General features: G+C 62.1%; 11 protein-coding genes. 8 read left to right on the forward strand and 3 right to left on the reverse strand.

Features of this window, described 5'->3' with window-relative positions; translation table 11 throughout:
* Positions 1 to 70: 70 nt before the first annotated feature.
* Genes HMPREF2822_RS01035 through HMPREF2822_RS01045 form a run of 3 tightly spaced genes read right to left on the reverse strand, consistent with a single transcriptional unit; the run spans position 71 to position 2,507 of the window.
* Complete coding sequence (locus HMPREF2822_RS01035; protein WP_070519840.1) at positions 71 to 637, reverse strand: TetR/AcrR family transcriptional regulator; 567 nt, start codon at positions 635 to 637, stop codon at positions 71 to 73.
* Between the two features lie 35 nt (positions 638 to 672).
* Complete coding sequence (locus HMPREF2822_RS01040) at positions 673 to 1,362, reverse strand: ABC transporter ATP-binding protein (RefSeq protein WP_070519843.1); 690 nt, start codon at positions 1,360 to 1,362, stop codon at positions 673 to 675.
* Positions 1,359 to 2,507, reverse strand: a complete 1,149-nt coding sequence (locus HMPREF2822_RS01045) for an ABC transporter permease (RefSeq protein ID WP_070519845.1) — start codon at positions 2,505 to 2,507, stop codon at positions 1,359 to 1,361. The genes HMPREF2822_RS01040 and HMPREF2822_RS01045 overlap by 4 nt, the downstream gene beginning before the upstream one ends.
* A gap of 524 nt (positions 2,508 to 3,031) precedes the next feature.
* On the opposite strand from HMPREF2822_RS01045, the gene mraZ reads away from it, so the two are divergent.
* The 8 genes from mraZ (at position 3,032) to murD (ending at position 13,380) form a co-directional block, all read left to right on the forward strand.
* A complete protein-coding gene (gene mraZ / locus HMPREF2822_RS01050; protein WP_010190539.1) occupies positions 3,032 to 3,466 on the forward strand; it encodes a division/cell wall cluster transcriptional repressor MraZ in 435 nt (144 codons plus the stop codon).
* A 174-nt stretch (positions 3,467 to 3,640) separates the two neighbouring features.
* Complete coding sequence (gene rsmH, locus HMPREF2822_RS01055) at positions 3,641 to 4,684, forward strand: 16S rRNA (cytosine(1402)-N(4))-methyltransferase RsmH (protein ID WP_070519847.1); 1,044 nt, start codon at positions 3,641 to 3,643, stop codon at positions 4,682 to 4,684.
* Positions 4,681 to 5,517 carry a cell division protein FtsL gene (locus tag HMPREF2822_RS01060; protein WP_070519849.1) on the forward strand — a complete coding sequence of 279 codons (837 nt, stop codon included), beginning with the start codon at positions 4,681 to 4,683 and terminating at the stop codon, positions 5,515 to 5,517. The genes rsmH and HMPREF2822_RS01060 overlap by 4 nt, the downstream gene beginning before the upstream one ends.
* Before the next feature lie 326 nt (positions 5,518 to 5,843).
* Positions 5,844 to 7,712: a peptidoglycan D,D-transpeptidase FtsI family protein gene (locus HMPREF2822_RS01065; protein WP_070519851.1), complete on the forward strand. Its 1,869-nt coding sequence runs from the start codon at positions 5,844 to 5,846 to the stop codon at positions 7,710 to 7,712.
* Between the two features lie 58 nt (positions 7,713 to 7,770).
* Positions 7,771 to 9,324, forward strand: a complete 1,554-nt coding sequence (locus HMPREF2822_RS01070; RefSeq protein ID WP_070519853.1) for a UDP-N-acetylmuramoyl-L-alanyl-D-glutamate--2,6-diaminopimelate ligase — start codon at positions 7,771 to 7,773, stop codon at positions 9,322 to 9,324.
* Positions 9,321 to 10,856, forward strand: a complete 1,536-nt coding sequence (murF, locus tag HMPREF2822_RS01075; RefSeq protein WP_070519855.1) for a UDP-N-acetylmuramoyl-tripeptide--D-alanyl-D-alanine ligase — start codon at positions 9,321 to 9,323, stop codon at positions 10,854 to 10,856. Before HMPREF2822_RS01070 ends, murF begins: the two co-directional genes overlap by 4 nt.
* 23 nt (positions 10,857 to 10,879) lie before the next feature.
* Entirely contained in the window at positions 10,880 to 11,992 is a 1,113-nt protein-coding gene (gene mraY, locus HMPREF2822_RS01080) for a phospho-N-acetylmuramoyl-pentapeptide-transferase (protein WP_070519857.1), read from the forward strand.
* Positions 11,989 to 13,380, forward strand: coding sequence for a UDP-N-acetylmuramoyl-L-alanine--D-glutamate ligase (gene murD / locus HMPREF2822_RS01085; protein WP_070519859.1), 1,392 nt, complete (start codon positions 11,989 to 11,991; stop codon positions 13,378 to 13,380). The genes mraY and murD overlap by 4 nt, the downstream gene beginning before the upstream one ends.
* Positions 13,381 to 13,390 lie beyond the last annotated feature (10 nt).

The following is a 13,390-nucleotide window of genomic DNA, read 5'->3' on the forward strand; positions in this document are numbered from 1 at the left end:
AACCGGTCCCAAAGCTGGTCCCGAATAGCCCTCCGCTTTAATCCGCGGAGGGCTCTTTTGATGTGGTGGCCTAGGGTAGGATGGCTTCGGCCATTGCGTAGAGGGTTTGCGTTGCGCTGTTGAGCTTTTCCGGTGAGCCGTCCGCCAGCTCAGAGGCGCGGACGATGGCCGCATTGAGCAACGAGATATCTACTGGGGAAACGCCGGGGCAGAACTCGTCAACGATGGAGGCGAAGCCGCCATGAGACTTCTGTACTGCCTCGTCAGCAAAGGCCTGGGGGAAGTGCTGTGCGGCGGTCATTAAATGGCCGTGTGCACTATGAATGAAGAGATCGAGCGTGGCGTCGACATAGGCGTGGATGCGCTTCTTAGGCTCCGGGGAAGCTACCTTCATGGCGGCCTCGAGTTGCTCATTCCACGATTGGGTCGCCTGAATAAGCAGCTGTACCAGTAGATCGTGCTGGGATGATACGTATCGATAGATGCTGGGGCGGGCAAGCCCGACTTCTGCGGCAACTTCGGCCAAGGTGGGGACTGCACCATGGCTAGTGATGATCAGCTTTTCGGCAGCCTCGAGCACCGCACGGTGCTGGACGGCGCGGTGCTCGGCTACTGTCGTTTCAGTGATCTTTGGCATGCGTGTGAGTCTACGTTAAGCTGCGCATTCTTTGCTTATCGCTGGGCGGATGCGGTGGCCGGTGTTAAGCGGCCGTCGACCATCTCATAGACCTTGTCGCAGTGATCGAGAACCTCGTAGTCGTGAGTGACCATGACGCCCGCGACGTTAAAGTCGTGGCATTCCTTTGCCAAGAGCGCAACGATCTCCTGGGAGCGTGCACGATCTAGGGCTGCGGTGGGTTCGTCGACAAGCAGCACCTGGGGGTTGCCAACGAGTGCACGCGCGATGCCAACGCGCTGCCGTTCACCGCCGGACAAGCCGCCCGGGCGGTGCTTGGCGCGATGTTTCATGCCAACCTTGTCGAGGAGTTGAGTGCTGGAATAGCGCCCAGTCTTACCAATGACTTTGCTGGCCAGCTCGAGCTGTTCCTCCGCAGTCAACGCGGAAGGAAGGTTTCCGGTGGACTGGAAGACGAAGCCGATGTGGTTGCGGCGGATCTGTGCCAGTTGGGCGTCGCCAAGCTGCACGATGTCCTCGCCCGCAACGAGGACCTGGCCGGAATCGGGCGTCGTCAATGCGCCCGCAACAGCGAGCAGCGTGGACTTGCCGGAACCTGATGGTCCGACCACGGCAACGAATTCGCCGGGATTGATGCTGAGGTTGACGGAATCGAGTGCCTTAACCTGCGAATCGCCATCGGTGTAGCTGACGGTGACGTCTTTTAGTTCCAAAGCTGGGCTCATCGGTTTTCTCCTAGGGCTGCGAGGGGGTTGGTTCGGGTGACACGGACAACGGCGATGAAAGCGCCGAGCAGACCAGCGACGAAGAGGATGAGTCCGCCACTGATGACGGAACTGAATTCGGTGGCATAAGGCATGGCAGTCTGCTCCAGGAGGCTGCCCAGGCCGACGGCGACAAGCGCACCCGCCAGGATGGACAAGACAAGGATGACGACTGCCTGGCCGAGGCTATCGCGCAACAAGAAACCCTTGGTCGCGCCCATCGCGCGGAGGGTGGCGATATTGCCGGCCCGCTGAATGGTCCACACGAGGAAGAAGGCGCCGGTCACGAGTGCGGCGATGACGTACAGGAACCACGTGATCATGGATAAGGTCATCATCTCGGCGGTGTAGCCGGGGGAGGAGTCGAAGCTTTCCTTGAGGGTTCGAACATCCAGGCCGGACTGTTCCGAGAGGGCCTCGGTGTCCGGCTTGTCTGACGTGCGGGCGACGATGACGGAGGCTTCGTCATAAGCGTCTGGGTTCACGGCTTCGCCGTGGCGACCGCCAGCGTGGATCTCTTGCCAGATGTCGAGCGGAAGGTAGGCCACGTCCACGTGTCCGAAGGTGCGTTGGTTATCGGTAAACCCAACGACATTCAGCGGGATATCCAAGCGATCGAGCGTGATGGTGTCGCCGACCTCGATGCCTTCATCGTGCAGGGTGGAGGAGACGATGATGTCGTGCTTGGTGTTGCTGGGCTGGCCGTCGACCCGGTTGGTGTCAAGTGCGGGCAAACCTGCCGGTGCCACGAAGGAGTCCGGTTCTACTCCCAGCAGGGTCAGGTCCACTGCCGTGCCGTTTTGGTTATGGGCATTGGCGATGGTCAGGCCAAGAGGAGCGGCTTCTTCCACGCCGTCGTGCTGAGCGAAGGACTCGCTATCAGAGGCATCGACAACCGAGCGGGTGAAAGCTGAGTCTTTCTGGGTGCCGTCGGCGAAAGCGACGACGTCGGCATCCATTGCTTTTAGTCCGGAGACGCCGTCGTTGACCAAACCTGCTGTGAGGCCGGAGATGATGACGACGAGCATGGACATGAGGGCAAGGACAACGCCCATGAGGATGAATCGGGTACGCGCGAAGAGCATCTCGCGCCAAGCTAGATACATAGGGGATCTTCCTAGTGGGTGAAGAAAACTAATGGAGCGCCATCCCGTGGTTCTCAAGATGGCAACACACTGTTTCTATCATAGGAACGCGGCGTTTCTAAAAAAGGGAGGCGGTGGTGGCGGCGCTTTTGGTCGCTTTCCCTCAATTCCCCACTTTCACCCACTCGTGTGGGCTGGGGGCTGGAGCCTGGGTGCCGCTGGCGGTTTTGTTGGGGGTGGGGCGGGCAAAGTTGCAGGATTCTGGGGCTGGTGAGGAGATTTAGTTTCTAAGGGGTGGAAGTTGCGTGGGTGATTGCCCGGGGAGGGTCCCTACTTTAGCGGTATGTCAAGGGGGCGCCGGGAAAACTTCCCACCGGAAAAACATCCTTTTATCTGGGGATTTATTGTGACACGCGGGAGGGTGGGGTGCTAAAGGTGTTGGTGGTGGGGGAAAGTGGGGTAGAGTGGGGCGCAGCGGAGGAGAGTTGTTCTCTTGTCGCGAGAGGAATCCGGAGTTTTCGAGTGACAGGAAGGTGGACCCGGGGATGTTTCTCGGCACCTACACTCCCAAGCTCGATGACAAAGGGCGGCTTACGCTTCCAGCGAAGTTTCGCGAAGAACTGGCCGGTGGCCTCATGGTCACCAAGGGGCAGGATCACTCGCTTGCGGTGTACCCGCGCGAGGAGTTCGCGGCACGAGCCAGGAAGGCTGCGGCTGTGTCTCGTACCAACCCGGACGCACGTGCGTTCATCCGTAACTTGGCAGCGAGTGCGGACGAGCAGCGTCCCGATGGGCACGGGCGTATCACGCTGTCTGCAGGCCACCGTGAGTACGCAAACCTGACGAAGGAATGCGTGGTTGTGGGCTCGGTCGACTTCCTCGAAATCTGGGACGCAGCCGCATGGGCTGAATACCAGGCGCAAACTGAAGACGCTTACTCGGCGGCAGACGCCGATGACGTACTTGCCGGACTGCTTTAGGGCTAGCCCGGTGCACCGAGAGTGCGTGTACGGACTCTGCCCGAGGAGGATGAGCTGGTGTACTTCCCCGACATCAGAACCCTTCCTCGGACAGGGCCCTATACGCACTCGATTTTTTATCGACCACATCAGACAGCAGCCTCAGGCGCCTGAACGGAAAGGGGGACAGCAGCTGTGGACCGCAATGGCACTATTACCTACGACGTGAATGACAACCATGGCCATGTCCCCGTCATGCGTGCGCGCATGGCTCAGCTGCTTGCCCCAGCGGTTGAAGCGGCAGGGGAGAACGCAGTGATTGTCGACGGCACCCTCGGCGCCGGCGGCCACAGTGAGTACTTCCTCAACTGCTTTCCCGCCGCACGCATCATTGGTGTGGATCGTGACTCCGCCTCCTTGAGCAATGCTTCTCGCCGTCTCAGTCCCTTCGCTGACCGCTTCGTCGCCGTCAACGCGCGCTTCGACGAGGTGGGCAGCGCCATTGCGCAGGGCGAGCACGAAATTTTTTCTATCGCGCGGGAGCACGGCATTGCCGGGGCGCTGTTTGATCTTGGTGTGTCATCCATGCAGCTCGATCAGATCGACCGCGGATTTGCGTACAAGACCGACGCGCCGCTGGATATGCGCATGGACCCACGCCAGGAAATGACGGCCGCCGACATTCTGAATACGTATAGTCACGGCGAGCTTGCCCGCATCCTCAAGACTTATGGTGATGAGCGCTTCGCCGGCAAGATTGCGTCCGCTGTGCTCAGGGAAAGGGAAAAGGAACCTTTCAGCAATTCCGCGCGATTAGTTGAGCTGTTGTACGCCGCTATCCCGGCGGCAACTCGCCGCACCGGCGGCCACCCTGCGAAGCGAACCTTCCAGGCTTTGCGCGTCGAGGTCAACCGCGAGCTTGAAGCGATTGAGCAGGTTATCCCCGTAATCACGGATGCCCTGTCCGTTGGTGGGCGCGCGGTGTTTATGAGCTACCAGTCGCTCGAAGATCGCATCGTCAAGCATGCCTTCACCAAACTCAGCACCTCGACCACACCGGCGGGCCTGCCCATGGATCTCCCGGGCACCGCGGCGCACTACTCCATTGTGACGCGTGGGGCCGAGAAGGCGAGCAAGGAAGAGATTGCGGAGAACCCGCGGGCGGCATCCGTCCGGGTGCGCGCTCTCGAGCGTCTTGAAGGGACCCCGTCTTTTCATGAACCGGGAGGTAGGCCATGACGTTGAGAGACCGCACTGCACAGGCAACCGACCGCCGCGACCACGAGAGGACCCACACCATGGGCGCTAGCCGCGATTTCACTACTGGAGCCGACGTCTCGGGGCAGGGGACCGCACTGCTTGAGCGGGGTCGCCGTACCACGCCGCTGCCCAGCCGCACTCCGCATCGCGGCACAGTGCCCTCACGACGGGGTGCAACCAGCCTGCGGGGAAACCGCCTTGGGTCGAAGCAGGTAGTGAGTAATCGTGGGCGCCGTGTTGTGCAGCCCACTCGGGTCACTGGTCTTTTCGCCCGCCTGTCCTTCATTGCCATCGGCCTACTTATCGCTGGTGTGGCTGCGGCCATGTGGCTTTCGGGCTTGTCGACGTCCCAGACTTTCAAGATTCAGGAGCTTACCGCCCAGGAATCCACGCTGGATAACCAGCTAGAAACTCTCAACCGAGACTTGGAAAATGTTCGCTCCGCCTCCGATGTTGCCCGCCGTGCCCACGAAGCCAAGATGGGTATCCCGGTCCAGCCGGGCGTTGTGGAAGTCGGTCCGGACGGCAACGTGGAACAAAAGCGTGAGGCAACTCCGGATATGGAATCGGTCATCGATGTCAACGGCGAGCCGGTCCGCCCGGGACAGGCTTCCAGTGACCCGAACGCGACCGCCAACATGTCCGACAACCTGAACGCCCGCCCGAATCTCAACGGAAGGCAGGGCGAGCGTGAGAGCTCTTCCCCGAATGATTCACGTTCGGGAGACAACTCCGAGGGAGGTCAGTCGGGTGAAGGAAACGTAGAGCTGCCGGACATCCCAGCTCAGGCTCCTTACGCCGCTCGGGGGTAGAATCCCTTCCCGCTCCGCGCGTGCCTGCGTGGACGGGCGGCGATCATAGGGCACAATTCGGGATGAGTTCATCTCCACCCCCGCACCAGTGGGGGCACGATGTTTAGCTGTTCAAATACCCATCCTCGCTGCAGATAGAAAGGTGACGTGTGACCCCACCACACTCAGGTGGCCGGCGCCCGAGGCGCGTTTCCGCCGCCCGTGCCGCCCAACCGCGCGGTACCTCTCACCAACCACGGCAGCGTTACGACGCCGACCGCGTCGTTCCCGCGACCCGTTCCCGAAACCCGCGTACCGGCAAGCCGTTTATGAGCCAGCAAAAGACGATGCACCGTCGCGTTCATGTCATTGCGGCGGTACTACTCGTCGTCATGCTGGCGTGGATGGGGCGCCTCGCATGGGTGCAGATCGTGTGGGGCCCAGACTTGGCAGCGAAGGCCGCAGAACAGCGAACTCGTGTTTATGTGGATACCGCTGGGCGTGGCGAGATTCTTGCTCGCGATGGCCAGCGTTTGGCCTACACCATGCGCGCTCGGTCCTTGACTGTGTCACCGACCCGCCTGCGCGATGAGCTTCGTGAACAGGAAGAGCAGAAGGCCTCCGACGAGGCCGAGTTTGCGTCCCTAGCGCCCGACGCAAAGAAGACCTACCTCGACGACAAGGTGACAGAGAGGCTCACCGACATGTCGAAGGGAATCCCGGACAAGCTGAAGGAAGCGGGCATCGACGCCGGGGACGTAGATTCGGAGCAGATCATGGATAAGCTCCGCGCCGATACCCAGTACGAGGTTCTCGTGCGCAACGTCGACCCGGATGTCGCGGTAGCCATCGCTGAGGAATACCACGGCCTGGCTGCCGATGAACAGCAAATCCGCCAGTACCCCAACGGATCGATCGCTGAGAACGTCATTGGCAAGGTATCCATGGATGGCCAGGGACAATTTGGTTTCGAAGCTTCCGGAGACACCACCCTCACGGGAATCGATGGCAGCTCGACGGAAGACGTTTCCGCCAGCGGCCAGGTCATCCCAGGTACTCTCCGCGATCAGGTGCCCACCACCGACGGCAAGAACGTGACGCTGACGCTGGACCTCGACTTGCAGACTTACGTGCAACAAAAGCTGGAGAAGGCGAAGGCCAACTCGAAGGCGAAGAGCGCCGAGGCAGTCGTCTTGGACGCAGCTACCGGCCAGGTTTTGGCGATGGCAAATACTGGAACGGTTGATCCGAACAAGGACATCGAAAAGCAGCTGGACAAGGATAAGACCTTCGATAACCTTGCTGTCTCGCATCCCTTCGAGCCGGGCTCGGTGGCAAAGATCATCACCGCCGCAGCAGCCATTGAAGAGGGGCTTACTGACCCCAATGAGGTTCTGCAAGTGCCCGGTTCCATCGACATGGCCGGCGTGACTGTGAACGATGCCTGGCCGCACGGCGTCGAGCCCTACACCACGACCGGCGTCTTCGGTAAGTCATCGAACGTGGGAACGCTGATGTTGGCGGATCGACTCGGCCAAGATAAGTATGCCGACTACCTGAAGAAGTTCGGCCTCGGCCAGACGACCGGCATCGAGCTGCCCAACGAGTCCCCGGGACTTGTTCCCGATCGCTCGCAGTGGTCGGGCGGAACGTTCGCTAACCTGCCCATCGGCCAAGGCCAATCATGGACCGCCTTGCAATTGGCATCTATTTACCAGGCACTGGCCAATGATGGTGAGCGCATTGAGCCGCGCATCATTGACTCGATTACAGCGCCGGACGGGACGAAGGAAGAACTGGACGAGCCCGAGACCACCCGCGTGGTCAGCACCGAAACCGCGCGCACAGTCGTGGACATGTTCCGCGCCGTTTTCCAGGATGACCCGCAAGGCATCAACAACGGCACCGCCGGAAACGCAAACATTGAGGGCTATCAGCTCTCCGGAAAGACGGGTACCGCGCAGAAAGTCGATGAGAAAACTGGGGCTTATTCCAACTCCAAGTACTGGATCACGTTCGCGGGCGTTGCGCCTGCCGACGACCCCCGCTTCGTCGTCGCCGTCATGCTTGATGAACCTGAATCCGGCGTCAACGACGACGGTTCCGGCGGTCAATCTGCGGCCCCCGTATTCAGCGATATTGCATCCTGGTTGCTAGACCGCGACAATATCCCGCCCTCCCCGCCAGCACCGAAACTGACCTTGCGTGCCGAGTAAAAGCAACAGCGCCGATAAATACACCTAGAGCACAGAACAACAGAGAAGAGGAAGCATCGTGACAAGCAGCACCAGCCTTGAGCGCCTAGCAGAGATTTCTGGGGGCACGGTGATCGGGGATGCCTCGATCACCGTGGGGGCCTGTGGATTGAATTCTGCGACGCTGCCGCCCGGCGGCCTGTTCGCGGCGCTTCCTGGAACACGCGTACATGGCGCGAAGTTCGCCGCAGATACCGCGGCGGCTGCCATTCTTACGGATGCCGAAGGCCAGCGTATTCTCGTCGAAGCAGGGGAGTCGCGGCCGATTCTCGTGGTGGAGGATATCCGCGCCATCCTCGGTACCGTCTCTGCCGAGATTTATGGTCATCCCACGCAAAAGCTCACCATCCTCGGCGTGACGGGCACCTCCGGTAAAACCACGACGAGCTACCTCCTTGAGGCGGGGCTGTTGCACGCAGGCTATTCAGTCGGCCTCATCGGCACGACGGGCACTCGCATCAACCGCGAGCCGGTACCTACGTCCTTGACCACTCCGGAGGCGCCGACCTTGCAGGAGCTTTTTGCGCGAATGGTCTCCGAGGGCGTCACGCACGTCGTGATGGAGGTGTCCTCCCACGCGCTTTCTTTGGGGCGAGTCCAAGGCACGCACTTCAACGTGGGCGGATTTACCAACCTGAGCCAGGACCACCTGGACTTCCATCCGACAATGGAGGACTATTTCGAGGCCAAGGCCATGCTTTTCGACGGGCCCCAAGCCGCCGACCGCTCCGTCATCTGTGTCGATGACGAATGGGGGCGTCGCATAGCGCAGCGAGCAGCTGCACGCCCGGTGATTCAGGTGTCGACGGGCTCGGAGGCGCGCGAGGCTGATATCACCGGCCGCCAGCTGCGCACCGAGGTTACCGGTGCGCAGCAGGTGGAACTCAAGGTCGCCTCTGGTGAGCAGGCCGGTACTTATGAATTCCGCCTGCCCATGCCGGGCACCTTCAACATTGCCAATGCGGCACTCGCGACGGGAATGGCCGCCGCTGTGGGAGTCGAGCCACGAGTTTTCCTCGAAGGAGTCGAAAAGGTGGCGGTCCCAGGCCGCATGGAGCGCATCGACCGCGGCCAAGACTTTGTCGCCGTGGTTGACTACGCACACAAGCCGGCTGCAATCGCGGCCGTGCTGGACACCCTGCGTACGCAGTCGGACGGCAGCGCGGGCCGCATCGGCATCGTCGTTGGCGCAGGTGGCGACCGTGACTCTTCCAAGCGTCCGCTTATGGGCGCGGCGGCCGCGAAGGGCGCCGACCTTGTCGTCGTCACCGACGACAATCCCCGAACCGAAGACCCGGCCGCCATCCGCGCTGCCGTGCTGGCGGGAGCCCGCGAGGCGAACCCGTCGGCCGATATTCGAGAAGTTGGCTCCCGCGCCGAGGCCATCGATGAGGTCGTGACGTGGGCGCAGCCGGGTGATGCTGTCATCGTCGTCGGCAAGGGCCATGAGGTAGGACAGTTGATTGGCGATACCGTTCATCACTTCGATGACCGCGAGGAGATGGCTCGCGCCCTTGATGCCATGGCCACTGCGACTACCCTGAGTAACGAAGAATCCAAGGAGCAAGCATGATTGCGTTAAGCCTCGCTGAGATCGCTCAGATCACGGGCGGCCGCCTGGATAATGTCAACGATCCAGATACCCGAGTGACTGGGTTCGTCGAATTCGATTCTCGTAAGGTCACCCCGGGCGGTCTCTTTGTGGCGCTGCCCGGCGCTCGGGTAGATGGGCACGACTTTGCCAACACCGCGATTGACAAAGGGGCCGCGGCTGTTTTGGCGGCGCGGCCGGTGGGCGTTCCGGCGATCGTCGTCGAGCCGCACGGGCGCGTCGAAGGCGACGGTGCCAATGCGGACATTTATGCCAATGATGCCGATGGCTCCGCCGCGGCCGTCGTTGAAGCACTCTCCGCGCTCGCCCGAGCAGTAACCCAGCGGCTTGCAGCCGAACAGGAGCTCACCATTGTGGGCGTTACTGGTTCGGCGGGAAAGACGTCCACCAAAGACCTCATAGCCACTATCTTCCGTGAGGTGGGGGAGACCGTTGCCCCGCCGGGCTCCTTCAACAATGAAATTGGGCTGCCCTATACAGCCCTGCGCTGCGATGAGCACACGCGCTACCTTGTGGCAGAGATGTCGGCCCGCGGCATTGGGCACATCCGGCACCTGACCAACATCACCGCGCCGCGCGTCGGCGTTGTTCTCAACGTTGGCACAGCACACCTCGGCGAGTTTGGGTCGCGGGAGAACATCGCGAAGGCCAAGGGAGAACTCGTAGAAGCACTGCCGAAGGCTGAAGACGGCGGCGTGGCCGTCCTCAACGCCGATGATCCTTTCGTCGCGGCGATGGCTCCCCGCACGGGGGCCAAGGTGGTGTACTACTCCACGGAAAACCGCCGCGGAGGCGCACCGGCAGCGCAGTATTACGCCACCGATATCGAACTCGACGACGTTGCCCGCCCCTCCTTTACCTTGCATAGCCCGGATGCCGAGCCCGTTGCCGTGAAGCTGCAGGTTTTTGGCTCCCACCAGGTATCCAACGCGCTCGCTGCCGCGGCCGCAGCGATCGAGCTCGGGGTATCGGCCGCCACCGTGGCTGCTGCGTTGTCTGGGCATCGCCTCGCCTCCGAGCACCGCATGGACGTGCGTACACGCCGCGATGGCGTCACTGTCATCGATGACTCCTATAACGCTAACCCGGACTCGATGCGCGCGGCGATCGCCGCCTTGGCCTATACCGCCGCCGCGCGCCCCGATGCTCGTGCCATCGCGGTGCTGGGGGAGATGGGAGAACTCGGCGGCGATGCGGAAAAATCTCACCGCCAGCTCGGTGAGATTTTGGCCAAGTACCACGTGGAGCACTTAGTAGCAGTAGGGGAGAACCCCAACTGCCGGGCAATGGCTAAGGCTGCCATGCAGCAGGGTATAAATACAGTGGTGTGCGCCGATGCCGCGGCGGCTGCAAAGGCTGTCGACGGCATACTGCGCGTGGCCCCGGCAGGGGTCGATGATTGGGCTAACCGTAGCGTTAAGGACGTGGTCTTGATTAAGGCCTCCAATGCCCAACGTCTTTGGTTGGTCGCGGAACAGCTGAACAACAGCTAGCCGCTAGAAAGGACTTCAAGCTCGTGACTCAGATCATCATCGCTGGTGCGGTTAGCTTCCTCGTGGCGATCTTTACCACCCCGGTTCTTATCCGGTACTTTTCCGACACTGGCCGCGGACAGGAGATCCGTGAAGACGGTCCCAAGTCCCACCTGCGCAAGCGTGGTACGCCGACGATGGGTGGACTAGCCATCCTGGCCGGCATCCTTGTGGCCTATCTCGTTGCCAGCATCTACGGGCTCCTGACGGGGCATGAGGGCTTCACCGCGTCGGGTCTCCTCGTCCTTGGTTTGACGCTGGGACTTGGCGCAGTGGGGTTTGCGGATGACTTCATCAAGCTCTTCCGGCACCGCAATCTCGGCCTTAACAAGACCGCAAAGCTCGTCAGCCAGCTCGTGCTGGCGCTGCTCTTCGGCTTCTTTGTTCTGCGCTTCCCCAATGATGATGGCCTGACCCCCGGTTCCACGAAGCTGTCCTTCATCCGTGACCTGAAGACTTTTGACCTCGCCGTCGGCGGCACCGTGATCGGAACCATCGTGTTCTTGATCTTCATGTACATCCTCATCGCCGCGTGGTCGAACGCCGTCAACCTCACCGATGGGCTCGACGGGCTTGCGGCCGGTGTCACGGCCATCGTCATGGGCTCCTACTCGCTGATGACCTTCTGGCAATTCCGGTACTCCTGCGCCACCAACTTCGCCGCCGGCTGCTACCAAGTGCGCGATCCCCTCGATCTGGCCGTGCTCGCGGCTGCGGGCTTGGGCGGCTGCCTCGGGTTCCTGTGGTGGAACGCCGCCCCGGCAAAGATCTTCATGGGAGACACTGGCTCCCTGGCGCTGGGTGGTCTGGTCGCCGGCATCTCCGTCACCAGCCGCACCGAGCTGCTCATGATCATCATCGGCGCGCTCTTCGTCATCGAGACGGTGTCCGTTGTCATCCAAATCGTGGTCTTCCACTCCACCGGCAAGCGTTTCTTCCGTATGGCTCCGATCCACCACCACTTCGAGAATGGTGGCTGGGCAGAAACAGCCGTCGTCGTCCGTTTCTGGTTGCTGGCCGCCATGGCGGCCATGGCCGGCGTCGCCATCTTCTACGGTGATTGGCTGACTGCTGCGGGCATTGGAGTCGGAGCATGACGCGTCCAGAATTCCTATCCGGCCGCGTCCTTATCGCCGGCGCAGGCGTATCTGGTCGCGGTTGCGCGGCGGTCTTGGCCAGCCTGGGCGTGGACCTCACGGTGGCTGACGGCAACGCGGAATCCCGCAGCCGCATCGCCTCCGAGCTGGGCGTCGCTGCCGTAGACACGGCTGCGGCCGACCTTTCGGAGTACTCGCTCGTCGTGACCTCACCAGGATGGCGCCCCGACTCGCCGTTGCTCGTCGCGGCCGCTTCCCAAGGCCTTGAGGTCATCGGCGATGTTGAGTTGGCCTACCGCCTCGACCGCGCAGAGGTCTTCGGCGCCCCTCGCCGCTGGCTCGCGATAACCGGTACGAACGGCAAGACCACGACGACCGGCATGCTCGCCGCCATCATGGCTGCCGATGAGCAGTGCTCCGGCCAGCGCGCACAAGCGGTAGGCAATATCGGCGTCTCGTCCTTTGATGCCCTGGCCGCCGAGCCCCGCGTGGACATCCTCGTGGCGGAGCTCTCCTCTTTCCAACTGCACTGGTCCTCCCAGCTGCGCCCGGAGGTGGGAGCGCTGCTCAACCTCGCCGATGACCACCTGGATTGGCACGGTTCCTTCGATGCCTACGCCGCCGACAAAGCCAAGATCCTGCGCGGGCAGCACGCCGTCTACGGCAAAGATGACGAGCACGTTATAGCTCTCGCCTCCTCGATTCCGGCAGCGACTGCCTTTAGCCACGCCGAGCCCGCTGCGGGTGAGGTGGGAGTTAGCGCCGGTAGTCTCGTGGTGAACGAGGTCGCTGGGATGAAGGCCGCCGTTGTCGAGGACGTCACCACCATCCAGCCCGCCGGCCTGGCCGGGGTGCTGGACGCTGCCGCTGCGTCTGCGGTTGCCGCTCTCGCCGGCGCGCGCCCCGAGTCCATCGCCGAAGGCCTCGCCTCCTATGTGGTGGCGGGGCACCGCGGAGAGGTCGTTCACCGCCACTCTGGCGTGACCTACATCGATAATTCCAAGGCCACGAACCCACACGCCGCGGAAGTCGCTCTGCGCGGCCTGGATTCGGTGGTGTGGGTCGCCGGCGGTCAGCTCAAAGGCGCCGACGTTTCGGACCTACTGCGCACCCACGCGGCGCGGTTGAAGGCGGCGGTTCTGGTGGGCGTCGACAAGCATGTGCTCGCCCAAGCCTTAGCAAAGGAAGCGCCGCACGTCCCCGTCATCATCGTGGATAGCCACGACCCAGAAGCAGCAATGGAGCAGGCAGTGGCCGCCGCAGTGCAACACGCCGAGGCCGGCGATACCGTACTTTTGGCGCCCGCTGCGGCATCGTTGGACATGTACACCGGAATGAGCCAGCGCGGCGACATCTTTGCCGCCGCTGCCCGCCGTCTCGCCCGCTAGCTAGGAGCAC

It is taken from the genome of Corynebacterium sp. HMSC062E11, assembly GCF_001811845.1.
GTDB classification, from domain to species: domain Bacteria; phylum Actinomycetota; class Actinomycetes; order Mycobacteriales; family Mycobacteriaceae; genus Corynebacterium; species Corynebacterium hesseae.